Source organism: Sphingomonas sp., assembly GCF_017304615.1.
In the GTDB taxonomy this organism is placed as follows: domain Bacteria; phylum Pseudomonadota; class Alphaproteobacteria; order Sphingomonadales; family Sphingomonadaceae; genus Sphingomonas.
Window position 1 is genome coordinate 834,697 of record NZ_JAFKLZ010000001.1, and the last position, 20,856, is coordinate 855,552.

At 65.4% G+C, this 20,856-nt stretch carries 25 protein-coding genes and 1 tRNA gene; 19 read left to right on the top strand and 7 right to left on the bottom strand.

What is annotated here, in order from left to right; genetic code table 11:
• The first annotated feature begins 3 nt into the window (after nt 1-3).
• Genes radA through J0J06_RS04230 form a run of 5 tightly spaced genes read left to right on the top strand, consistent with a single transcriptional unit; the run spans nt 4 to nt 4,647 of the window.
• A complete protein-coding gene (radA, locus tag J0J06_RS04210) occupies nt 4-1,371 on the top strand; it encodes a DNA repair protein RadA (protein ID WP_294040091.1) in 1,368 nt (455 codons plus the stop codon).
• A gap of 10 nt (nt 1,372-1,381) precedes the next feature.
• Complete coding sequence (locus J0J06_RS04215; protein ID WP_294040092.1) at nt 1,382-2,026, top strand: CvpA family protein; 645 nt, start codon at nt 1,382-1,384, stop codon at nt 2,024-2,026.
• A gap of 46 nt (nt 2,027-2,072) precedes the next feature.
• Nucleotides 2,073-2,495 (top strand): iron-sulfur cluster assembly scaffold protein, encoded by a 423-nt coding sequence (locus J0J06_RS04220; RefSeq protein ID WP_294040093.1) that lies wholly within the window; start codon nt 2,073-2,075, stop codon nt 2,493-2,495.
• Nucleotides 2,495-4,321 (top strand): cation:proton antiporter, encoded by a 1,827-nt coding sequence (locus tag J0J06_RS04225; protein ID WP_294040094.1) that lies wholly within the window; start codon nt 2,495-2,497, stop codon nt 4,319-4,321. Before J0J06_RS04220 ends, J0J06_RS04225 begins: the two co-directional genes overlap by 1 nt.
• Nucleotides 4,318-4,647, top strand: a complete 330-nt coding sequence (locus tag J0J06_RS04230; RefSeq protein WP_294040095.1) for a DUF423 domain-containing protein — start codon at nt 4,318-4,320, stop codon at nt 4,645-4,647. The genes J0J06_RS04225 and J0J06_RS04230 overlap by 4 nt, the downstream gene beginning before the upstream one ends.
• On the opposite strand, the gene aroB is transcribed toward J0J06_RS04230, so the two are convergent.
• On the bottom strand, nt 4,644-5,738 hold the full coding sequence (aroB, locus tag J0J06_RS04235; protein ID WP_294040096.1) for a 3-dehydroquinate synthase: 1,095 nt from the start codon (nt 5,736-5,738) through the stop codon (nt 4,644-4,646). The genes J0J06_RS04230 and aroB overlap by 4 nt on opposite strands.
• On the bottom strand, nt 5,735-6,274 hold the full coding sequence (locus J0J06_RS04240; RefSeq protein WP_294040097.1) for a shikimate kinase: 540 nt from the start codon (nt 6,272-6,274) through the stop codon (nt 5,735-5,737). The genes aroB and J0J06_RS04240 overlap by 4 nt, the downstream gene beginning before the upstream one ends.
• Before the next feature lie 78 nt (nt 6,275-6,352).
• Here J0J06_RS04240 and J0J06_RS04245 point away from each other — a divergent pair, with 78 nt between their 5' ends.
• From J0J06_RS04245 to J0J06_RS04260, 4 genes are read left to right on the top strand one after another with little or no spacing between them, the layout of a single operon-like run.
• On the top strand, nt 6,353-6,499 hold the full coding sequence (locus J0J06_RS04245) for a hypothetical protein (RefSeq protein ID WP_294040098.1): 147 nt from the start codon (nt 6,353-6,355) through the stop codon (nt 6,497-6,499).
• Nucleotides 6,480-8,288, top strand: coding sequence for a hypothetical protein (locus J0J06_RS04250; RefSeq protein ID WP_294040099.1), 1,809 nt, complete (start codon nt 6,480-6,482; stop codon nt 8,286-8,288). Before J0J06_RS04245 ends, J0J06_RS04250 begins: the two co-directional genes overlap by 20 nt.
• The gene (locus tag J0J06_RS04255) at nt 8,285-9,199 is read left to right on the top strand and encodes a tyrosine-type recombinase/integrase (RefSeq protein ID WP_294040100.1); all 915 of its coding nucleotides are present in this window, start codon (nt 8,285-8,287) and stop codon (nt 9,197-9,199) included. The genes J0J06_RS04250 and J0J06_RS04255 overlap by 4 nt, the downstream gene beginning before the upstream one ends.
• A 9-nt stretch (nt 9,200-9,208) precedes the next feature.
• Nucleotides 9,209-10,156: an acetyl-CoA carboxylase carboxyltransferase subunit alpha gene (locus tag J0J06_RS04260; RefSeq protein ID WP_294040101.1), complete on the top strand. Its 948-nt coding sequence runs from the start codon at nt 9,209-9,211 to the stop codon at nt 10,154-10,156.
• A 74-nt stretch (nt 10,157-10,230) separates the two neighbouring features.
• On the opposite strand, the gene J0J06_RS04265 is transcribed toward J0J06_RS04260, so the two are convergent.
• The gene (locus tag J0J06_RS04265; protein WP_294040102.1) at nt 10,231-10,398 is read right to left on the bottom strand and encodes a Flp family type IVb pilin; all 168 of its coding nucleotides are present in this window, start codon (nt 10,396-10,398) and stop codon (nt 10,231-10,233) included.
• 135 nt (nt 10,399-10,533) lie between these two features.
• Nucleotides 10,534-10,707, bottom strand: coding sequence for a Flp family type IVb pilin (locus tag J0J06_RS04270; protein ID WP_294040103.1), 174 nt, complete (start codon nt 10,705-10,707; stop codon nt 10,534-10,536).
• A 90-nt stretch (nt 10,708-10,797) separates the two neighbouring features.
• Here J0J06_RS04270 and J0J06_RS04275 point away from each other — a divergent pair, with 90 nt between their 5' ends.
• Nucleotides 10,798-11,187: a (deoxy)nucleoside triphosphate pyrophosphohydrolase gene (locus tag J0J06_RS04275; protein ID WP_294040827.1), complete on the top strand. Its 390-nt coding sequence runs from the start codon at nt 10,798-10,800 to the stop codon at nt 11,185-11,187.
• Here J0J06_RS04275 and J0J06_RS04280 read toward each other — a convergent pair.
• A complete protein-coding gene (locus tag J0J06_RS04280) occupies nt 11,170-12,000 on the bottom strand; it encodes a methyltransferase domain-containing protein (RefSeq protein WP_294040104.1) in 831 nt (276 codons plus the stop codon). The genes J0J06_RS04275 and J0J06_RS04280 overlap by 18 nt on opposite strands.
• Nucleotides 12,001-12,044: 44 nt before the next feature.
• On the opposite strand from J0J06_RS04280, the gene J0J06_RS04285 reads away from it, so the two are divergent.
• The 6 genes from J0J06_RS04285 to J0J06_RS04310 all read left to right on the top strand — a co-directional run bounded on the left by J0J06_RS04285 (nt 12,045) and on the right by J0J06_RS04310 (nt 15,289).
• Nucleotides 12,045-12,767, top strand: a complete 723-nt coding sequence (locus J0J06_RS04285; RefSeq protein WP_294040105.1) for a ComF family protein — start codon at nt 12,045-12,047, stop codon at nt 12,765-12,767.
• Between the two features lie 32 nt (nt 12,768-12,799).
• Entirely contained in the window at nt 12,800-13,057 is a 258-nt protein-coding gene (grxC, locus tag J0J06_RS04290; protein WP_294040106.1) for a glutaredoxin 3, read from the top strand.
• On the top strand, nt 13,054-13,875 hold the full coding sequence (locus J0J06_RS04295; protein ID WP_294040107.1) for a carbon-nitrogen hydrolase family protein: 822 nt from the start codon (nt 13,054-13,056) through the stop codon (nt 13,873-13,875). Before grxC ends, J0J06_RS04295 begins: the two co-directional genes overlap by 4 nt.
• Nucleotides 13,872-14,300 (top strand): DUF1178 family protein, encoded by a 429-nt coding sequence (locus tag J0J06_RS04300; protein WP_294040108.1) that lies wholly within the window; start codon nt 13,872-13,874, stop codon nt 14,298-14,300. The genes J0J06_RS04295 and J0J06_RS04300 overlap by 4 nt, the downstream gene beginning before the upstream one ends.
• Before the next feature lie 36 nt (nt 14,301-14,336).
• A tRNA-Arg gene (locus tag J0J06_RS04305) sits at nt 14,337-14,413 on the top strand.
• Between the two features lie 33 nt (nt 14,414-14,446).
• Entirely contained in the window at nt 14,447-15,289 is an 843-nt protein-coding gene (locus J0J06_RS04310; RefSeq protein WP_294040828.1) for a type 1 glutamine amidotransferase domain-containing protein, read from the top strand.
• 61 nt (nt 15,290-15,350) lie between these two features.
• On the opposite strand, the gene J0J06_RS04315 is transcribed toward J0J06_RS04310, so the two are convergent.
• Nucleotides 15,351-15,611 (bottom strand): SWIB/MDM2 domain-containing protein, encoded by a 261-nt coding sequence (locus J0J06_RS04315; protein ID WP_146570735.1) that lies wholly within the window; start codon nt 15,609-15,611, stop codon nt 15,351-15,353.
• A 196-nt stretch (nt 15,612-15,807) separates the two neighbouring features.
• On the opposite strand from J0J06_RS04315, the gene J0J06_RS04320 reads away from it, so the two are divergent.
• The 3 genes from J0J06_RS04320 to fghA are packed head-to-tail and all read left to right on the top strand — an operon-like array spanning nt 15,808 to nt 18,177.
• Nucleotides 15,808-16,920 (top strand): S-(hydroxymethyl)glutathione dehydrogenase/class III alcohol dehydrogenase, encoded by a 1,113-nt coding sequence (locus J0J06_RS04320; protein WP_294040109.1) that lies wholly within the window; start codon nt 15,808-15,810, stop codon nt 16,918-16,920.
• A 19-nt stretch (nt 16,921-16,939) separates the two neighbouring features.
• The gene (locus J0J06_RS04325; protein WP_294040110.1) at nt 16,940-17,338 is read left to right on the top strand and encodes a VOC family protein; all 399 of its coding nucleotides are present in this window, start codon (nt 16,940-16,942) and stop codon (nt 17,336-17,338) included.
• Complete coding sequence (gene fghA / locus J0J06_RS04330; protein WP_294040111.1) at nt 17,335-18,177, top strand: S-formylglutathione hydrolase; 843 nt, start codon at nt 17,335-17,337, stop codon at nt 18,175-18,177. The genes J0J06_RS04325 and fghA overlap by 4 nt, the downstream gene beginning before the upstream one ends.
• A gap of 91 nt (nt 18,178-18,268) precedes the next feature.
• On the opposite strand, the gene J0J06_RS04335 is transcribed toward fghA, so the two are convergent.
• Complete coding sequence (locus J0J06_RS04335; protein ID WP_294040112.1) at nt 18,269-20,845, bottom strand: TonB-dependent receptor; 2,577 nt, start codon at nt 20,843-20,845, stop codon at nt 18,269-18,271.
• Between the last annotated feature and the right edge of the window lie 11 nt (nt 20,846-20,856).

Genomic DNA, 20,856 nt, shown 5'->3' on the forward strand with positions numbered 1-20,856 from the left:
ACCATGGCCAAACCCCAGAAACGCTATGTCTGCCAATCGTGTGGCTCGGTTGCGTCGCGGTGGCAGGGGCAGTGCGTCGATTGCAGCGAGTGGAACACGCTGGTCGAGGAGGCTGGCGGCAACGTCACGCCGTTTCAGGCCAAGCATAATCTGCAATCGGGCGGGCGGGCGATCGCGCTGATCGGGCTGGATGCAGAGGTCGCGTTGCCGGAGCGGATGGCGACGGGCATCGCGGAGCTGGATCGTGCGCTGGGCGGCGGGTTCGTCGAGGCGTCGGCGACCTTGATCGGCGGCGATCCGGGGATCGGGAAGTCGACTTTGCTGTTGCAGGCCGCCGCCGAAATCGCGCGGCGCGGGCAACGCGTGGTCTATGTGTCAGGCGAGGAGGCTGCGGATCAGGTACGGTTGCGCGCGCGGCGGCTGGGGCTGGGCGACGCGCCCGTCGAACTCGCCGCGGCGACATCGACGCGCGACATCCTGACGACGTTGGGGCAGGGACAGCCGCCCGCCCTGTTAGTGATCGATTCAATCCAGACGATGCACTCCGATCTGATCGAGGGCGCACCGGGGACGGTGAGTCAGGTCCGCGCCTCCGCGCAGGAACTGATCCGTTTCGCCAAAGAGCGCGGGTCGGCGCTGGTACTGGTCGGGCACGTCACGAAGGACGGCAGCATCGCGGGCCCGCGCGTGCTCGAACACATGGTCGACACCGTGCTGAGTTTCGAGGGCGAGCGCAGCCACCAATATCGCATCCTCCGCGCGATTAAGAACCGCTTCGGCGGCACCGACGAGATCGGGGTGTTCTCGATGGAGACGGGCGGGCTTAGCGAGGTCGCCAACCCGTCGGCGCTATTCCTTACGCATCGCGAGGAGGGGATGACCGGCGCCACGGTGTTCCCCGCGCTGGAAGGAACGCGGCCTGTGCTGGTCGAGGTGCAGGCGCTGGTCGTGCGGCTCGCTTCCGGCGCGACGCCGCGGCGTGCGGTGGTCGGCTGGGACAGTGGGCGGCTGGCGATGATCCTCGCGGTGCTGGAGGCGCGGTGCGGGCTGAGTTTTTCGACGTGCGAAGTCTATCTCAACATTGCTGGCGGATACCGCGTTCAGGATCCCGCGGCCGATCTGGCGGTCGCGGCGGCGTTGATCTCTGCACTTAGCGAACGTGCTGTACCGGCCGATGCGGTGGCGTTTGGCGAGATTGCGCTGTCGGGTGAGGTGCGGCCAGTGGCGCATGCGGCGCTTCGCATGAAGGAAGCCGCCAAGCTTGGATTCGAGCGTGCATTGGCGCCGCCCAATACAAAGGGCGAGGGTATGCGGGTCAGCGGATTCAAGACGTTGGGCGCGCTCGTTGACCATATGCTGGGGCGCGGTTAGCCAGCGTCTCATGGGCCTTCATACGTTGGACATCTTGGTCTTGCTTGGCGTCGGCGCGACGGCCGTGTTCGGCTGGCTGCGCGGGTTCGTGCACGAAGTTCTATCGCTGTTCGCCTGGGTTCTCGTCGTGTTCGCGTTGAAGCTGATCCACGCGCCGGTCACGCAAGCGCTAACGGGGATCGTCGCGACATCAACTGGCGCTGCCGTGCTCGCCTTCGCGCTGATCGCCGGAGTGGCGTGGTTCGGCGGACGGATGCTGGCGCAGGCGATCGGCAAGAGGACTCGATCTTCGATCCTTGGCCCGCTCGATCGCGCGATGGGGTTTGGATTCGGCGCGCTGAAGGGGCTCATACTTGCCAGTCTGGCCTTTCTGCTTGTCGTGCTGGTCACCGACACGGCGGGCGGCGGACCAAGGCAGCGGCCCGACTGGTTGACCAAGGCGCGGACCTATCCGCTGCTCAACGCGACCAGCGCCTATGTCGCCGACGTGATCGGCAAGCGGCGCAGCGGGCAATCGCTTTTCGGCGATGACGGCAATGCGAGCGATGCGATCGATGGCGACATTAGCGAAAACGCCGCTGCTCCGGAGCCCAAGCCGAGTCCCCGCCGTGCCTCCGCGAAGGCGACCAAGGGTCATAAGGCGCGCGCAGATTAATCCTTGGGGGTCGCGCTTTCGTCGTTACTCGCCTACACGCCGCTTAATGAACGCGCCGCTCTACAATATCGACATCCTGCGGCTGGCGACGTCGATCCCGCATCATGAGCGTCTCGTCGACCCGATGGGTTCGTCGGAAAAGCGTTCACCGATCTGCGGCAGCCGCGTGACGGTCGACGTCAACCTTACCGATGGACGCGTCGCGGACATCGGTATGCTGGTCCGCGCGTGTGCGCTCGGTCAGGCCTCGTCGTCGCTGTTCGCCGCGCATGCGATCGGCAGGACGCCGACAGAACTCGCCCGCGCGCGCGACCAATTGACCGCCTGGCTGGCGGGCGAGGGGGCGACGCCCGACTGGCCCGATCTCGACATCTTCACGCCCGCGCTGGCCGTCACCGCGCGGCATCCGTCGATCCGGTTGGCGTTCGAGGCAGGTGCGGAAGCGGCGGTGCGGGCGGCGAGCCGCTGATGGAAGGCGTGTCGATGCTACGCGACGGCGTGGTCATGCTCGGCGCGGGGCTGGTGTTCGTCATCCTGTTCCGCCGGCTCGGTCTCGGCGCGACGCTGGGCTTCCTCGTCGCCGGCGCGCTGATCGGACCGCAGGCGTTCCACCTGATCGGCGATGCCGAGGGCAAGATCGGAGTCGCCGAACTCGGCATCACGTTGCTGCTGTTCATCGTCGGGCTCGAACTCAATCCGAGCCGGCTGTGGAAGATGAAGCAGGACATTTTCGCGCTCGGCGCGCTGCAGGTCGTGATCTGCGGGCTGGCGGTCGCGGCGATCGTCCATTGGGTCGGCAACTCGACCTGGGCGGCGGCGCTCGTCCTCGGCCTGCCGCTGGCACTATCTTCGACCGCGCAGGTGCTGCCGATGCTGCAATCTGCCGGGCGCCTGCGCACCCCGTTCGGCGAGCGCGCGTTCGCGATCCTGCTGTTCCAGGACCTGTCGATCATCCCGCTGATCACGCTAGTCACCATCCTGTCGCGCAATCCGGCCGACATGGGCGGCCCGCCGGGCTGGTTGTTGTTCATCGAGACCGTGGCAGCGATTGGCGGGCTGGTGCTGGCGGGGCGTTACCTGTTGCGGCCGCTGTTCCGCGTGATCGGCAATTTGGGCGAACGCGAGATGTTCGTGTTCGCGGCCTTGTTCACGGTCATCGCCGCCGCCGCCTTGATGGAATATCTCCACCTCTCGACGGCGCTCGGGGCGTTCGTCGCGGGGGTGATGCTCGCCGATTCGCCCTATCGCCATGAGCTCGAGGCGGACGTCGAACCGTTCCGCTCGATCCTGCTCGGCCTGTTCTTCCTCGCGATCGGCATGATGCTCAACCTGCACGTCATCGCCGATCGGCCGTTGCTGGTGGTCGGCATGGCGTTGGCGCTGATCGCAACCAAGGCGGCGATCATCACCGGCATCGGCCTGGCGTTCCGGATGAACTGGCGCGGTGCGCTCGCGCTCGGGTTGCTGCTCAGCCAGGGCGGCGAGTTCGGCTTCGTGCTGTTCGCGCAGGCGCAGCGCGCGATGCTGATCGATCCCGAGGCGGTCAGCATCTTCAGCGCTGTCGTTACGCTGTCGATGGCGACGACGCCGTTCCTGATGATGGCGACACGTAAGATACGCGAAGCGCCCGTAGTCACGGGCGAACGTGAAGGGCCGAAGGCCGACGGCGCAAATGCGCTGATCATCGGCTATGGCCGGTTTGGCCAGACCGTCGCGCAGATGCTGATCGCGGCCGGCGTGCCCGTCACGCTGATCGATACCGATATCGAGATGATCGACATCGCCGGCGATTTCGGGGCGAAGGTCTATTACGGGGACGGCACCCGGATGGACCTGTTGCGCCAAGCGGGTGCGCACGACGCTGAATTGATCCTGTTCTGCATGGATGGAGACCAACTCGATCCCGACTTGATCGAGGGCGTGCATGAGGCATTCCCGCAAGCCGCGATCTTCGCGCGGGCCTTCGACCGGCGCGCATTGATCAAGCTCAAGGGCTCGCCGGTGTCCGGGATCGTGCGCGAAGTGATGGAATCCGCGGTCAAGATGGGCCGCCTCGCGCTTCAGGCGATCGAAGTGGACGACGACCAGATCAATCGCGCCGAAGACATGTATCGCGCCCGCGACAAGGAACGGCTGAGGGCGCAGTTCGAGGCGGGCGACCTGCGCGCCGCGCGCGACCGAATCATCACCGCCGATGAACGAGCTGCCCTGGGCGAAGCTACGGCGCGCCATACCGCCGCAGTGGCGAATGCGACGGACGCGACCGAAGAATTGGGCAGGGGACAGGAGCCGTGAGGTGGATCGCGGTGCTGGCGGCCCTGTCGGGCGCGCTGGCGATCGCCGCGGGCGCGTTCGGCGCGCACGGGGCGGCCAAGGATGTTGCCGAACTGCTCAAGACCGGCGGGGAGTATCAGATAATCCATGCGGTCGCGGCTTTGGTTGCGTTGCGAATGGATGCGCGTGGGCCGGCGGCGATGTTCGTGATCGGCGGCGCGCTGTTTTCGGTGTCACTCTACGCAATGGCGCTCGGCGCGCCGCGGCCTGTCGGCGCAATCACGCCGATTGGAGGCGTGGCGATGATAGTGGGCTGGCTATGGCTGGCGTGGCAAGCCCGCCGCTAGCGGCCATCGAGAAACTCCGCGACGTCCGCCAGATCGACCGAATGGTCGAGGAAGGTCCGGCCGATCCCGCGCGTCAGCAGGAAGGGCAGGGTGCCCGCGTCCATCTTCTTGTCGTGGCGCATGTGATCAACCAGCGCCGCGCCGCTCGCAATAATGCCCGCCGCCGCGACGCTATCGGGCAAGCCGACCGCACGCAGGTGGGCGGCAACGCGCTCCGCGTCTTGGCGGGGGCATAGTTCGCGCCGCGCCGAATAGGCGAAGGCCAGCGCCATTCCCGCCGCGACGGCTTCGCCGTGCAGCAACTTATCAGAGAATCCGGCCTCCGCCTCCAGCGCATGCCCGAACGTGTGGCCAAGGTTGAGCAACGCGCGCTTGCCGGTCGTTTCGCGCTCGTCCTCCGCCACGATTCGCGCTTTGGCGGCGACCGCGTGCGCGATGGCATGTTCGCGCGCCGCCGGATCGCCCGCCAGCAGCTTGGCGCCGTTCGCTTCGCACCATTCGAAGAAGGGAAAATCGTCGATCAGGCCGTATTTGACGACCTCGGCATAACCCGCCCGCTGCTCGCGCGCCGGTAGCGTGTCGAGCACGTCGGGGTCGATCAGGACCAAGACCGGTTGATGGAACGCGCCGATCAGGTTCTTACCCGCGCGCGTGTTGATCGCGGTCTTGCCGCCGACCGAACTGTCGACCTGCGCGAGAAGCGTCGTCGGCACCTGCACGAAGCCGCAGCCGCGCTTGACGATCGAGCAGGCGAACCCGACCAGATCGCCGATCACGCCGCCACCCAGCGCCACGACATGGTCGCCGCGTTCCACACCGTGCGCGAGCAGGCGGTCGGCCAGCGCTTTCAAGTGTCCCCAGCTTTTGGTCGATTCACCCGCGGGCAGCACGATAGCCTCGCTTGCAATCCCCGCGGCGGCAAGCGTGCCCTCCAGTGCTACCAGATGCCGTGCAACGTTGGCGTCGGCGACGATCGCCATCGATCGCCCGCGTGCAAGCGGGGCGAGATGCTCGGCCGCTCGGCCGAGCAGTCCACGCTCGATCACTACATCGTAGCTGCGGTCGCCCAGCGCGACGGGCACGATCGTCATGCTTCCAGAACTCTCATAATGGCGGCCACCGCCGATTCGTGGGGCGCCTGGTCGCTGGGGATGTGGATCGGCGCTCGCGCATAGATGGGATTGCGCACCGCCGCCAGTTCGGTCAGCGCGACGACGGGGTCCCGGCCGCGCAGCAGTGGGCGGGTGTCGCGGCGGCCGACGCGTTCGGCAAGAACGTGGATCGGGGCGTCGAGCCAGATCGCGATCGCGTGATCGAGGATCAGCGCGCGCGTCTCATCGTTGATGAATGCCCCGCCACCGGTCGCGATCACGCGCGGACTGCCGTCGATCAACCGCGCGATCACCCGCCGTTCGCCGTCGCGAAAATAGGGTTCGCCGAATTTCTCGAAGATTTCGCTGACGGTCATGCCGGCGGCGGCCTCGATTTCGTGGTCGGCATCGACGAACGGCACGCCGAGCCGCGCCGCCAGCCGCCGCCCGACGGTCGTCTTGCCCACGCCCATAAGCCCGACGAGCACGATCGGCTTGCCAGTCCAGCTTGCGGAAGAAGGTGCGCTTTGCAACATGACGTTGGCGCTATACAGCGCACCCAGCGCCCGGGCACAAGCTATCGCCGGGGCGCGTTGATCGTATCGAATGAGAGTATGTATCGCATGTCGCGGATGATGATGGTGCTGATCGGGGTCGTGGTGTTGTTGGTCGGAGGAACGATCCTTCTGTCGACGCGCGCGCACGATAAGCAACCGACGCGCATTGAAAAGGCCGTGTCGCTTGGCAACCTCGCGGGTTAAGCTCGGCCTCTCCGCTGTCGCGCTGCTCGCCGTCGGCGGGGCGGCGATCGCGCAGCAGAAGCCCGAATCGATCCTGCCGCCGGGGTTCGATCAACCGCCGGCTGCCGCGCCGCGGCCAGCGCCCACCCGCGCCGCGCCCGCGCCCGTCGCGCCTTCGACATCCGCCGCTGCTCCGGTAACGGCTCCCGCCGGTGCGCCAACCGTCGCAGGGGTTCCCGGCGCGCCGCCGCCCGTCGCCACGCCCACTCCAGCCGCTGTTCCGACCGATCCGGTCACGGGCCTGCCGATCGGTCCGGCGTTCGGTTCGGTGCATTATTCCCTGCCCGATGCGTCACGACGGTCACTCGGTCTTATCGGGATTCAGCCTGCCGATGGCGTCATCAATCCAGCCGCATTCGGCAACGCTGACGGGCGCTATATCGAGGCGTTGATGCGCCGCACGCGCGCGCCAATCGCGTCGCGCTGGGTGTCGATCGCGCTCCGGCGGCTGCTCGCCCAGCCGCTGGCGACGCCGCGCAACGTCAACGGGGCGGATTTTGCGGCGGAACGCGCGTTCCTACTCCTGCGCATGGGCGAATCGGTGATCGGCCGCGCCATCGTCCAGTCGGTCGACCCGGACAATTACACGCCGAAACTCTATCAGGTTGCGATGCAAGCGGCACTGGCCACCGGCGATGTCGGCGCGATGTGCCCGTTGGCAGCCAGTGCGGTGAAGGTATCGGACGAGCCAGCATGGGTGCTGGGTCGCGCAATGTGCGCCAGCCTTTCGTCCTCGCCCAGCCAGGCTAAACCTTTGATGCAGCAGGCGTCGCGCGTCGCGACGGGCATCGACCTGCTCCTTGCGCAAAAGGTCGCGGGGCAGGGGGCGAACCGCCAGGACGTGACGATCGAATGGGGGAGTGTTGCCGGCCTCAATAGCTGGCGTTACGGCCTCGCAATCGCCGCCGGGGAAGATATTCCCGACTCGCTGTTCGCGGGAACCGGCCCGCAGATGCGATACTGGCAAGCGCTGTCGCCGCGGCTGACGCCCGCCAAGCGCGCGCCGTTTGCCGATCTGGCGGCGGCGCAGGGAGTGCTGTCCGCTGCGGCTCTTGTCGATCTTTACGGCCTGGTAGATGCCAGTGACGACACCAACACGCCCGCCAATGCCGTCGCGAAGGATCTGGCGAACGCCTATGCGGCGTCGAACCGCGACGGGCGGCTCGATGCGATCCGGCAGTTGTGGAAAGGCGCCGATGCTGGTGAGCCGTCTCATTACGGTCGGCTCGTGCTGACTGCTCGCGCCGTCGCGCGCATTCCCGTCGCGGCATCGACCGACGGCAGTGACGACCTGATCGCTTCGATGCTCAGCGCGGGGATGGATGGATCGGCGCTGCGTTGGCGGGGCACGGTCGCGCGGGGCAGCATTGGTTGGGCGTTGATCGCGTTGTCCGATCCGAACCGCACGACCAAATACGCCGCGGGGGATGTCGAGGCATTTTCGGCGAGCCCGGGAAAACAGAAGATGTTCGCCGCAGGCCTTGCCGGGCTAGGGCGCATCGATGCAAGCGCGGCGCAGAGCAGTGGTGTCGATGTCGCTGGCGCGAACAGCTGGACGCGCGCGATCGACCGCGCGGCTGCCGAAGGACGTCCCGGCGAGGTGCTAGTGCTGAGCGCGGTTGGTATGCAGACCACCGACTGGCGCAGCGTGTCGCCACAGGCAGTGTACCATATCGTCAATGCGTTGCGCGTGGTCGGATTGGAAGGCTGGGCGCGGATGGTCGCGGCGGAAGCCGTGACTCGGGTGTGACCGGCCAGACACCGCTAGGCGACCTCGCGCTGATCGAGCGCTTTCTCGAAATGCTGGCCGCCGAAGCGGGCGCGGCGAAAAACACGCTTGCCGCTTATGCCAGCGACTTGCGGCTGGCGTCCGACGCGCTGGGCGGCATGCTGGCGACGGCCACGCCCGCGGCGCTGGCCGGACTCGGCGACGGCTGGGCGGACCTGTCGCGCGCCACCGTCGCGCGCAAGTCGGCAGCGCTACGACGCTTCTTCGCGTTCCTTGCCGACGAGGGCCATCGCGCCGATGATCCGGGCGCAGCGTTGCCAAAGCCCGGCGCGCGCAGAGCGCTGCCCAAGGTACTGAGCCATTGCGACGTCGATCGCCTGTTCGCCACGATCACCGAGCGGCAGGCGCGCGTGCCGCCCGATCCCAACGACCTGCGGCTCGCGGCGTTGGTCGAACTGCTCTACGGCTCAGGGCTGCGCGCGACCGAGCTCGTCTCGTTGCCGCGCAACGCAATCCAGCCCGACCGGCCTTACATCATCCTGAAGGGCAAGGGCGGGCGCGAGCGGCTGGCGCCGATTTCCGACCGCGCGCGAGCGGCGGTGGCGGTGTGGCGGGAGCAGGTCGCCACCGACCGGCCATGGCTGTTTCCCTCCGGCAGGACGCATCTGTCGCGCGTGCGTTTATACCAGCTCATCAAGGGTCTCTCCGCCGAGGCGGGAGTGCCGCCCGACCGCGTCAGTCCGCACGTCCTGCGCCACGCCTTCGCGACGCACCTGTTGGAAGGCGGCGCCGATCTCCGTGCGCTCCAGGCAATGCTCGGTCATGCGGACATCGCGACCACCGAAATCTACACGCATGTGGACAGTAAGCGGCTGGTCGAACTGGTCAACACGCGCCACCCGCTCGTTGACGAGGCCAAGCGGCGAGCCTAACGCCCGCCGATGCCAACCTTTCTGGATTTCGAGAAGGCGATCGCCGATCTGCAGGAGCGGATCGACGAGCTTCGCGACACCGCCGCCGACGGCGCGATCAATATCGACGCCGAGGTCGGGCGGTTGCAGGCCAAGTCCGACGCGTTGCTCAAATCGACCTATGCCAGGCTGACACCGTGGCAGAAGACCCAGGTGGCGCGGCATCCCGATCGGCCGCACTTCAAGAACTATGTCGCGGGACTCTTCGAACAGTTCATGCCGCTGGCGGGTGATCGCGCCTTCGCCGACGATCAGGCGATCCTGGGCGGCTTCGCGACGTTCCGCGGCAAGCGCGTGATGGTGATCGGCCACGAAAAGGGCGACGATACCGCGACCCGGCTCAAGCACAATTTCGGGATGGGCAAGCCGGAGGGCTATCGCAAGGCGATCCGCTTGATGGAACTCGCAGACCGTTTCGGGCTGCCGGTGATGACGCTGGTTGATACGTCAGGCGCGTTTCCAGGCGTCCAGGCCGAGGAGCGCGGCCAAGCCGAGGCCATCGCGCGTTCGACCGAGGCATGCCTGAAGCTTAAGGTGCCGATGATCGCGGCGGTGGTCGGCGAAGGCGGCTCGGGCGGCGCGATCGCGCTTGCGGCAGGTAATCGCGTGCTGATGTTCGAGCACGCCGTCTATTCGGTGATCTCGCCGGAGGGCAGCGCGTCGATCCTGTGGCGCACCGCGGACAAGGCAGCCGAGGCGGCGGACGCGATGAAGATCACCGCGCAGGACCTAAAAGGACTGGGTGTCATCGATACGATCGTCGGCGAGCCGCTGGGTGGTGCACATCGTGATCCTGATGCGGCGATCTCTTCGCTCGGCGATGCAATGGAGGGTGCGCTGGCTGGCTTGCACAACATGTCGCCGGACCAGTTGAAGAAGGATCGTCGCGATAAGTTTTTGGCGATGGGGCGGCTATAGCCTTCGCGAAACGAAAAAAGGGGCGGCGGAACCGAAGTTCCGCCGCCCCTCTTTCAGACTGTAAGCGTTGGAGCTTACGAAGCCTTCATGTTCGACGACACGTTCGTGAACGTGGTCTTCAGCTGGTTGCCCAGGCCCTGCATCGCGGCAATCGCAGCGACGGCGATGAGTGCGGCGATCAGGCCGTACTCGATGGCGGTGGCACCCTTCTTGTTCGTGAAAATCTTGCGAATGGTCTTCATTTCCGGTCTCCAAAAGACGAATACACTTCAGTCACCCGGCTGGACCAGGAATGCCCCCGAACCAGCAATGCGAATCACTAGGCCTGTCGGGTTGATAAAATCTTAAAGCGAGGAAACGCCCCGTCGGTCGGAGGCTTAGTGAGCCGACTGCACCTTGGTGGAAACGTTGTTCCACATATCGATGGTGGCGCCCGCGGTCAGTTGCAGCGCGCCGAACATGGTCAGCACGACCAGGGCGAGGATCAGGCCGTACTCGACGGCAGTCGCACCTTTACGGCTCTCGGCCAGCAGGCGAAGCAAGTGAATCATCGCTATTTGCCGCGAACGGCTCCCCAATCTGGGTTAAGCGTAAGTTACACCGGTTAACGAAATACCAACGTGGCGAAAGGTTATGGCCAGATGCTGATAGTGGTCGCCGCTGCACTGACCGATGGTGAGGGATGCGTGCTGATGGCGCGGCGGCCTGCGGGGAAGCAGCATGCCGGGCTATGGGAGTTCCCGGGCGGCAAGGTGGAGCCCGGTGAGAAGCCGGCAGCGGCGCTGGCGCGCGAATTGCGCGAGGAATTGGCGATAGAAGTGGAGCGGTCAGCACTTGTGCCCGTCGCGTTCAGCGAGTCGGCTAGCCATCGGCATCTCGTTCTCCTGCTCTATCGTTGCCGCTCGTGGCGCGGCGAGCCGCAGCCGCTCGATGCGGCGGAAATCCGGTGGGTGGCGGTCGACCGGCTGACGGAGCTCGATATGCCGCCCGCTGATCGGCCCCTGGCCAAGGCGCTAGCGGCCGAGCGCTGAGGCGAGCGACGCGGTCGCGCTGCCGCGTCGCGCCGGTTTGGGCTGGTCGGGCGAGGGCGCCCAGCCGGTCAGGAAGATGAGCTCAAAGCGTTCCGCGACGCGCCCATCGGGATCGGCGCGGTCGGCAAAGGCCTGCGTCGCGGCGCCCAGGACAGCGCGCGTCAGCGGTACCCGGTCGCGCAGGAGGTTGCTTGCCGCCATCCCGCGCAGGTCGGCTATCAAGCGGAACAGGTCGGGGTATCGGACGCTCAGCGTCTCGCCATCGGCGACCGGCAACGCAAATCCCGCACGGACGAGCAAGTCCCCCGCCGACCGCACGTCTATCATCGGGTGGAAGCGGGCCACGGGGCGATCGGCTTCGGTCTCACGGAATGCGGCGCGGGCTTGGACGAGCGATTGTCCACCGACGAACGCCCCCAAAAACAGCCCGTCAGGCCGCAACGCGCGGCGGATCTGCGCCAACGCGCCGGGCACGTCGTTGACGCTGTCGAGCACGCCCGCCGACACGATCAGATCGAAGCTGGCGGGTTCGAATGGCAGTCCGTCTTCGTCCGTCTGGATGCCGCCAGCCTGTTCGGCGAACACCGCGCCAGCATCTATGCGCGTCACGCTCGCGCCGGGTGGCGGCACGAACGAGCCGTCGAAACAGCCAAGATCGAGCACGTCGCGGAACTCGCGCTTCACACTGGCCAGCCGTTCCGCGATCCCGTCGAGCATCGCCGCACGTAGGAAATCGTGCGCGGCATAGTTCGGCGCGGCGCGGTCGCGGCGGCGGCGGCGAGCGATACGGTCGAAGATTTCGGGAGAATCCATCGCGGCGCGCTTGTGCCGTCCGCGCAGCGGCGCGACAAGGCCGCATGGGGGTTCGCGACGTTCTCGGCGATATGCTCGCGCTTGCGCTGCCGCCGCGATGCCCGGGATGCGGCGCGGTGGTGCGCGGCGACCATCGCTTCTGCGCCGATTGCTGGGGTTCTCTCGATTTCATCGGGCCGCCCTGGTGCGCCACCTGTAACGCACCGTTCGCGATCGATCGGGGAGAAGGCGCGCAATGCGCATCGTGTCTAGAGACACCGCCGCGTCATGCCGGCGTACGGGCGGCGGTCGCTTATGGACCGGTCGCGCGGACGCTTGCGCTTCGGCTAAAATATGGCGGGCGGCTGGCGTTTGCGACCACCGCGGCGCAGCTGATGGCGCGGCACATGCCGCCTGACGCCGATCTGCTGGTGCCCGTGCCGCTGCATCGGTGGCGGCTGTGGGGCAGAGGGTTCAACCAGGCCGCGTTGATCGCCGCTGCGCTGTCGCGATCCTCCGGCGTGGCGCATGATCCGCTGGCGCTGCGGCGAGCAAAGCGAACCCCGGCGCTGCGCGGGATGAACCCCAGCCAGCGCCGCGCAGCCGTGCGCGCCGCCTTTGCGGTCGCCGCGCCGGGGCGATTGAAAGGGCGGCATGTCGTTCTGGTCGACGACGTTCATACCAGTGGGGCCACCGCGGACGCTTGCACCCGCGCATCGCTGAAGGCTGGGGCTGCAAAGGTAACCGTTTTGTGCTGGGCGCGTGTCGTTACGGAAGCGCTCGATTGACAAGCCGACCCACGCTCTCCACCTTTTCGGCCATGGCGAATGTCGAAATCTATACCAAAGCCTGGTGCCCATATTGCGTGCGGGCGATGAAATTGCTCGCGTCGAAGGGCGTCGAGCCGGTCGAATATGACGTGACGATGGGTGGCCCCAAAAAGGCCGAGATGGTCGAACGCTCCGGCGGGCGTATGACCATGCCCCAGGTGTTCATCGACGGGAAGCATATCGGCGGATCGGACGACCTGGCCGCGCTCGACGCGAGCGGAGGGCTCGATCCGCTCCTTGCGGCATGAGGATCGCCGTTCTTCAGATGAATGCGGGGATCGACCCCGCCGCCAACGCCGCGACGATCGTCCAGGCGATCGCCGACGCCAAAGCGGGCGAGGCGGCGATGCTGTTCACTCCCGAAGTGTCCGGCCTGGTCGATCGCGACCGCGCGCGGGCGGCGACGAATATTCACGTCGAGGGCGACGATCCGGTATTGGCGGCGGTGCGCACGGCGGCGGCGGAGCGGAGGCTCTGGCTTCATATCGGATCGCTGCTGGTCCGGCGCGAGGACGGCAAGCTCGCCAATCGCGGGTTCGTGATTGACGACACAGGTGCGGTCCGTGCGCGCTACGACAAGCTCCACATGTTCGACGTCGATCTGCCGACCGGCGAAAGCTGGCGGGAATCGGCGAGCTATACGCCAGGCGATGGCGCTGTGGTGGTGGATACGCCCGCCGGGGCGCTGGGCGTGTCGATCTGCTACGACCTGCGCTTTCCTGACCTCTACCGCGCGCTGACGGATGCGGGCGCGACCGTTCTGGCGGTCCCGGCAGCATTCACGCGGCCGACCGGGGCAGCGCACTGGTATGTATTGCTCCGCGCGCGAGCGATCGAGGGGGCGGCGTTCGTGGTAGCAGCCGCGCAGACCGGCGTGCACGAGGATGGCCGCGAGACCTTCGGCCATTCGCTCGTGATCGATCCCTGGGGCGACGTGCTGCTCGACATGGGCGAAGCATCCGGGCTGGGTTTTGCCGAACTTGATCCTTCGCGTCAGGAGGATGTCCGCGCGCGTATCCCTGCTCTCCGCCATCGACGCGCAATCCCCGAAGTCGTCCGCCGATGATCGTATTCGACCTCAAATGCGGTTCGGGTCATGTGTTCGAAGCGTGGTTCGGTTCATCCCCTGACTATGAGGATCAGCGCTCGCGCGGGCTGGTCGATTGTCCGATCTGCGGCGATCGCTCGATTGAGAAAGCGGTCATGGCGCCGGCTGTTGCCGCCAAAAGCAACCAGCACGCCCCGGTTTCGCCGGCCGCCATGAAAGCGGCGATGGCGGCGCTTGCCGCGGCGCAGTCGAAGGCGCTCGAAGGCTCGGAATGGGTGGGCAGTTCCTTCGTCAACCGCGCTCGTGCGATGCACGCGGGTGAGGAGGATCACGCACCGATCCATGGTCAGGCGACGGTCGAAGAAGCCAAGGCGCTGGTCGACGATGGCGTTCCCATCGCGCCGTTGCCGCTGCCGGTCGTGCCGCCCGACGCGTGTAATTGACCCTGCGCGGCCGCACAGCTACCTGTTCGCCCGCGTGGTTCCGTAGCTCAGCCGGATAGAGCGCCACTTTCCTAAAGTGGGCGTCGGGGGTTCGAGTCCCTCCGGGACCACCATTTTTCGCGAAAGGGCGCGCGATCGCCAATGTCCTGATCCCGATTCCGGCGTACGATTTCGATCCGACCGAGGTGGCGGTGAGCTGGCGTGTTCTGACCGCACAGGGCCATCGCGTGATCTTCGCGACGCCCGATGGGCGGCCTGGCATGGGCGACGAGATCATGCTGACCGGCGTTGGGCTAGATTGGTGGGGCGGGGTGCCCCTGTTGCGGCGTCTCCCTGTGATCGGGCTGATCCTGCGCGCCAACGGCGATGCACGTGCGGCGTATCGTGCGATGGCGAGCGACCCGGCGTTCCTGACGCCGATCCGCTGGGATGTGGTCAAGGTCGGGGATTTCAACGGCTTGCTGCTGCCGGGCGGGCATCGTGCGCGGGGTATGCGCGCATATCTGGAGAGTCGGGTCTTGCAGGCGCTGGTCGCAGAGTTCTTTGCAGCCGGTAAACCAGTCGCGGCGATATGCCATGGTGTGTTGCTGGCAGCGCGCAGCTGTGACGCGACGGACAGATCGGTCCTATATGGTCGCAAGACAACGGCGCTCACTTGGCGGTTCGAAGGATCGGCGAGCAAGATCGCGCAGCGCACGCGCCGCTGGGACCCGGACTACTACCGCACGTATCCCGATGGCCCCGGCCAGCCCGAAGGCTATATGTCGGTGCAACAGGAAGTCACCCGCGCGCTGGCCGACCCGAGCGACTTCATCGATGTCCCCGTCGATGCCCCGGATCGCAGCCGCAAGACGAGCGGCCTATATCGCGATTCCCTGCGCGACGAGCGACCCGCCTGGGTAGTGCGCGACGGCAATTACCTGTCCGCGCGCTGGCCGGGTGACGCGCATACCTTCGCGCGGTTGTTTGCCGAGATGCTTCCCGCCTGACGCGGGCAAAAAAAGGGGGCGCCGCAGGTTCCCCGCGGCGCCCCCTTTTGAACGGACCAGCTTAAGCCTTAACGTGCTTGGCGATGTGCTTGTTCATTTCGAACATCGTCACCTTGTCCTTGCCGAAGACCTTCTTCAGCTTGTCGTCGGCCAGGATCTCACGCTTGTTGGCGGGATTCTGCAGGTTGTTCTTCTTGATGTGGTCCCACACCTTGCTGATCACCTGGCTGCGCGGCAGCGCGTCGGAACCGACGACGGCAGCGAGCTCGGGCGAAGGGGTGACGGGGGCGTGGATGCCGCCGGTCTTGGGTGCAGTAGCCATTGCATTCCTTCCTGTTCTTTTGGGCCGGTTACGGGCCTTAGACTCGTACGCCTCCTAGTGCGCCAGCGCCTTGTGCGCTGCCTTTTTGCGCTTGTCACGCCTTAGGATGCACGATTTTCTCTCGGGAATGGCCGCGATTTGATTGCCTCGCGGGGCCGAAAGCCTAGAAGCCGGGCATCAGACTAACGGAGAGTCCATGAAAACCCGTGCTGCCGTGGCGTTCGAAGCCAAGAAGCCGCTGGAAATCGTCGAAGTCGACCTGGAGGGGCCGAAGGCCGGTGAGGTGCTGGTGGAGATCATGGCGACGGGCATTTGTCATACCGACGCCTACACGCTGGACGGGTTCGATTCCGAAGGGATTTTCCCCTCGATCCTGGGTCATGAAGGTGCCGGGATCGTCCGCGAGATCGGCGTCGGGGTGACCAGCGTCGCGCCTGGCGACCACGTCATCCCGCTCTACACGCCGGAATGCCGCCAGTGTAAGTCGTGCCTGTCGGGCAAGACCAATCTGTGCACCGCGATCCGTGCCACGCAGGGCAAGGGTTTGATGCCCGACGGGACGAGCCGGTTCAGCTACAAGGGCCAGCCGATCTTCCACTATATGGGCTGCTCGACCTTTTCGAACTTCACCGTGCTGCCCGAAATTGCGGTCGCGAAGATCCGGGAGGACGCGCCGTTCCAGACGAGCTGCTATATCGGCTGCGGCGTGACGACCGGGGTCGGCGCGGTGGTCAATACCGCCAAGGTCCAGGCGGGCGACAATGTCGTGGTGTTCGGACTGGGCGGGATCGGCCTCAACGTCATCCAGGGCGCCAAGATGGTCGGCGCGGGCAAGATCATCGGCGTCGACATCAACCCCGACCGCGAGGAATGGGGTCGCAAGTTCGGGATGACCGACTTCCTGAATTCCAGGGGGTTGAGCCGCGAGGAGACGATCGCGAAGATACTCGAGCTGACCGATGGCGGCGCGGACTATACGTTCGATGCGACCGGCAACACCGAGGTGATGCGTACCGCGCTGGAGGCCTGCAATCGCGGCTGGGGCACCAGCATCATCATCGGGGTCGCCGAAGCGGGTAAGGAGATCGCGACGCGTCCGTTCCAGCTCGTCACCGGGCGCAATTGGCGCGGCACGGCCTTTGGCGGGGCAAAGGGGCGCACCGACGTGCCCAAGATCGTCGACTGGTACATGAACGGCAAGATCGCGATCGACCCGATGATCACCCACGTCCTGTCGCTGGAAGAGATCAACAAGGGGTTTGACCTGATGCATGCCGGTGAATCCATCCGCAGCGTCGTCGTATACTGAGCAACGAAGGAGGGAAGCGATGTTCAATCACATTTTCGTCGGGTCGAACGACATAGAAAGATCGAAGACCTTCTACACCGCCGTGCTCGGCACGCTGGGCTTTAAGGGCGAGCCGATCCGCAATGTTGCCGCGACCGGCCACGTCCGGCTGTTCTATCCGCATAATGGCGGGATGCTCGGCGTGTCGGAGCCGATCGACGATACCCCTGCGACCTTTGCCAATGGCGGTACGGTCGCGTTCAAGTGCGATTCTGCCGATCAAGTGAAGGCGTTTCACGATGTTGCCGTCGCAAATGGCGGCAAGTCGATAGAAGATCCGCCGGGTGAGCGCGACGGCGGCCCGCTCGGCCCGATGCATTTGAGCTATGTCCGCGATCCCGACGGCAACAAGCTCTGCGCGATTTACCGCCCCGCATGAGTTCCAATTCCACGCTGGAGACGCTGTCGGAGCAACGATGTTTCGGCGGCGTCCAAGGCGTTTATCGCCATCGGTCGAGCGTGACGGGGACGCCGATGCGCTTTGCCGCCTTCGTGCCGCCAGGGAAGGGGCCTTTTCCGGTCCTGTGGTTTCTCGCCGGGCTGACCTGCACCGAAGAGAATTTCACGACCAAGGCCGGGGCGCAGCGTTATGCTGCCGAGCATGGTCTGATCCTGATCGCGCCCGACACCAGCCCCCGCGGCGACGATGTTCCCGATGATGCGGCGTACGACTTCGGCAAGGGCGCCGGCTTCTATGTCGATGCGACACAGGCGCCCTGGTCGGCCAATTTCCGGATGCGGTCCTATATCGAAGACGAATTGCCCACGGTGGTCGCGGCGGCCTTGCCCGTCGACATGGAGAGGCAGGGAATCGTCGGCCATTCGATGGGCGGCCACGGCGCGCTTACTGTCGCGCTACGTAATCCGCGCCGTTTCAGGAGCGTATCGGCCTTCGCGCCGATCGTGTCGCCGCTGAACTGCCCGTGGGGCGAGAAGGCGCTGACGGGCTATCTCGGACAGGATCGAGCGACATGGCGTGCGTATGATGCTTGCGCGTTGATCGCGGACGGCGCGCGCGTGCCCGAAATCCTGGTTGATCAGGGTGATGCCGACCGGTTCCTGGCGGGCCAGTTGAAGCCCGAACTGCTGGCCGACGCCTGTCACCGCGCGGGGATCGACCTGACGTTGCGGATGCAGTCGGGATACGACCACAGCTATTATTTCATCTCGACCTTCATCGCCGATCACATCGCCTGGCATGCCGCGCGGCTGGGGTAGGCAGAAGCCCCGGCGATCGGATCGCCGGGGCTTGCTCTAGATTCGAGACGTCGAGAGGCCCCGGCTGGCGCGCCAGCCGGGGCGATCCGTGTCAGAACTTGAACTTCGCATCCACGCCATAGGTGCGCGGCGGGCTGGGATAGGCCGACAGCGTGCCGGTCTGTGCAACGCCCGGGAAGATCACGACATTGTAGTTGGGCGCGGTGAGGTTGCGGCCCCACACGCTGAGGTCGAGCCCCTTGAACAATTGCAGACCAAGCGATGCGTTGAGGTATTCCGGTGCAGCCTTGTAGGGCAGGCCCTGGATGATCTTGAACGCGCTATTGTGATTGTAATCGACGTGGAAGATCAATGCCTTATCATTGCCGATCGGCATCGTGTAGGTACTCCCCACCGCGACCGAGAATTTGGAGATGCCGGTCGGCGTCGTGCCGCTGAGGTCCGCAATTACATAGGTGTTGGTTGCCGGATTGATCGCCGACCCTTGCGTGAACTTGTCATACTTCGGGTCGAGATAGGTCAGCGACGCAGTGAAGGTCAGGTTCTTGATCGGCGACATCGTCGCGTCGATTTCGAAACCCTTGGTCGATTGCTGCTCGGCATTGGCGAGGTTGAAGCCGGTGCCGGTGAAGGTGTTGCTCTGGAAGCCCTTCAGGATTTGCTTGAACACCGCGAGGTTGAAGCCAAACCCTTCGAAATTGCCCTTCACACCGATTTCGTAGACCTGCGCCTTTTCGGGACCAGCATAGCGCGTGCCGGTGGTCAGGTTGTTGACCGCCAGGCCGGCGCTGCGGATCGGCGAGGCGGCCGGGTTCGTCACGGGCGAGCCGGGGATGAAGTCGCTCGCGAACGGGCGGCTGTCATAAGACAGGTTGAACGACGACGCCTTGAAGCCCGTCGCGTAGCTCGCATAGGCGTTCAGGTTGCGGTTGAACTTGTAGGCGACGCGCAAGGTGTAAGACAGATTGTCGTCGTGCGTCTTCCCGCTTTCGACTGAATTCGGGTAGTTCAGGAACGGCGGCAGGAACTGCAGCGGCTGCAGCGCCAGGAACGGGTTGCCACCCGCGCCGCGGTTCGCCGCAAAAGCTGCCGCCTGTGCGGGAGTGAGGCCAAGGCCGCCGAACGCTACCGGCGTGACGCCCAGGTTGTAGCCGGCCTGCACCAGGTCCAGCGCCGAGAACGTATCGGTGCTGGAGTCGTTGGTTGCGACCTTCTTACGGTCGTTGGTGTAGTTGAACCCAGCGGTCAGCGTCAGATTCTCGACCGGCTTGATGTCGACCTGGCCAAAGATCGAGAAGGCGTTGTTGGCATACTTATAATGCTCGAAGCGCCCCTGACCGGCTGCGCCGAACGCGGTCGCCGGGGTAGACGCCGGCAAGCCGAGCAACGCCCGCAATGTGGGTTCCAGCGCGCTATACGCCCCGGTCGGATAAGCCACGCTGCGGGTTAGCAGGTTGGCATAGGCCTTGAAGTTCTGACCGAAGGTCAGCTGGCCGTCGCTCTTGATGTCTTCCTTGAAATAGAAACCGCCGATCAGGAAGTTGATCGGGCCGTCGAAGCTCGATGCCAGCCGGACTTCCTGGGTGTAGGTATCGACCTTCGTGGTCAGCGAGTTTTCACCGATCAGGTCGGCGCTGGTGAAGTCGGAATCGGCGTTGGTGTAGGTCTTGACCCGGCGATACGAGCTGATGCTGGTCAACGCTAGTTGTGGGGTCACCGCATAGTCGATCTGGCCGGAGAAGCCGTAATTGTCGATCTTCGTGACCGAGGGGAAATTGGCGTAGCTGTTGTAGGAGAAACGCTGGTTCGAATTGACCTGGCCGCCCACGGCGCGGACCGCGCCGCCGGTCGGGCCGTCGACCAGGTTGGCGACGGTGCAGCAGATTTCATCGACGCGGTCATAGTCGGCGATCAAGCGGATTTTGAAGTCCGAGCTCGGTTCGAACAGCAACTGGCCCCGGACGCCGTAACGATTGCGATTGTTGCCCTTGATTCCCAGGTTCACGTAGTTCGCGTAACCATCGCGGCGGTTGTAGTTGCCGGCGATGCTGAACGCGACGTTTTTCGCGATCGGGCCGGTGACGTCGGCCTTCAACACGACGGCGTTGTAATTGCCGTAGCTCGCCTCCGCGCTGCCGCCGAATTCGAACTTCGGCACGGCGGTGACGATGCTAATCACGCCGGCCGACGCGTTCTTTCCGAACAGGGTTGATTGGGGACCGCGCAACACTTCGACGCGCTGGATGTTGGGCAAATCGGAAATCTGCGCCGAAGACCGCGAGCGGTACACGCCATCGACGAACACGGCGACCGACGGCTCGATGCCGATATTGTTCGCGCCGTTGCCGAAGCCACGGATGATGAAGTTGGTGTTGGCCGAGCTTTGCAGCTGGCTGACCTTGAGCGACGGTACCATCGTCTGGAGGTCGATGAGGTCGCGGACGTTTGAGCGCTCGATCGCGTCGGCGGTCGTCACCGAGACCGAAATCGGCGTGTCCTGCAACGTGGAAGCACGCTTGGTTGCGGTGATGACGATGTCGTTTTCGGACGCGGTGTCGTCTTGGCTGCCCGCCGCGGCAGGGGCGGGGGCTGGCGCAGTCTGCGCCATCGCCGGCGTTGCGGCGATCAGCGCGATAGCCGAAGCGGCGAGAAGCTCGAACTTGTTCACAGGAATATCCT

Excerpts from the sequence above, each read along its gene's own strand:
- radA (WP_294040091.1), top strand. The coding sequence starts at position 4 with ATGGCCAAACCCCAGAAACGCTATGTCTGCCAATCGTGTGGCTCGGTT.
- J0J06_RS04215 (WP_294040092.1), top strand. The coding sequence starts at position 1,382 with ATGGGCCTTCATACGTTGGACATCTTGGTCTTGCTTGGCGTCGGCGCG.
- J0J06_RS04220 (WP_294040093.1), top strand. The coding sequence starts at position 2,073 with ATGAACGCGCCGCTCTACAATATCGACATCCTGCGGCTGGCGACGTCG.
- J0J06_RS04225 (WP_294040094.1), top strand. The coding sequence starts at position 2,495 with ATGGAAGGCGTGTCGATGCTACGCGACGGCGTGGTCATGCTCGGCGCG.
- aroB (WP_294040096.1), bottom strand. The coding sequence starts at position 5,738 with ATGACGATCGTGCCCGTCGCGCTGGGCGACCGCAGCTACGATGTAGTG.
- J0J06_RS04240 (WP_294040097.1), bottom strand. The coding sequence starts at position 6,274 with ATGTTGCAAAGCGCACCTTCTTCCGCAAGCTGGACTGGCAAGCCGATC.
- J0J06_RS04245 (WP_294040098.1), top strand. The coding sequence starts at position 6,353 with ATGTATCGCATGTCGCGGATGATGATGGTGCTGATCGGGGTCGTGGTG.
- J0J06_RS04260 (WP_294040101.1), top strand. The coding sequence starts at position 9,209 with ATGCCAACCTTTCTGGATTTCGAGAAGGCGATCGCCGATCTGCAGGAG.
- J0J06_RS04265 (WP_294040102.1), bottom strand. The coding sequence starts at position 10,398 with ATGAAGACCATTCGCAAGATTTTCACGAACAAGAAGGGTGCCACCGCC.
- J0J06_RS04270 (WP_294040103.1), bottom strand. The coding sequence starts at position 10,707 with ATGATTCACTTGCTTCGCCTGCTGGCCGAGAGCCGTAAAGGTGCGACT.
- J0J06_RS04275 (WP_294040827.1), top strand. The coding sequence starts at position 10,798 with ATGCTGATAGTGGTCGCCGCTGCACTGACCGATGGTGAGGGATGCGTG.
- J0J06_RS04280 (WP_294040104.1), bottom strand. The coding sequence starts at position 12,000 with ATGGATTCTCCCGAAATCTTCGACCGTATCGCTCGCCGCCGCCGCCGC.
- J0J06_RS04285 (WP_294040105.1), top strand. The coding sequence starts at position 12,045 with ATGGGGGTTCGCGACGTTCTCGGCGATATGCTCGCGCTTGCGCTGCCG.
- grxC (WP_294040106.1), top strand. The coding sequence starts at position 12,800 with ATGGCGAATGTCGAAATCTATACCAAAGCCTGGTGCCCATATTGCGTG.
- J0J06_RS04295 (WP_294040107.1), top strand. The coding sequence starts at position 13,054 with ATGAGGATCGCCGTTCTTCAGATGAATGCGGGGATCGACCCCGCCGCC.
- J0J06_RS04300 (WP_294040108.1), top strand. The coding sequence starts at position 13,872 with ATGATCGTATTCGACCTCAAATGCGGTTCGGGTCATGTGTTCGAAGCG.
- J0J06_RS04315 (WP_146570735.1), bottom strand. The coding sequence starts at position 15,611 with ATGGCTACTGCACCCAAGACCGGCGGCATCCACGCCCCCGTCACCCCT.
- J0J06_RS04320 (WP_294040109.1), top strand. The coding sequence starts at position 15,808 with ATGAAAACCCGTGCTGCCGTGGCGTTCGAAGCCAAGAAGCCGCTGGAA.
- J0J06_RS04325 (WP_294040110.1), top strand. The coding sequence starts at position 16,940 with ATGTTCAATCACATTTTCGTCGGGTCGAACGACATAGAAAGATCGAAG.
- fghA (WP_294040111.1), top strand. The coding sequence starts at position 17,335 with ATGAGTTCCAATTCCACGCTGGAGACGCTGTCGGAGCAACGATGTTTC.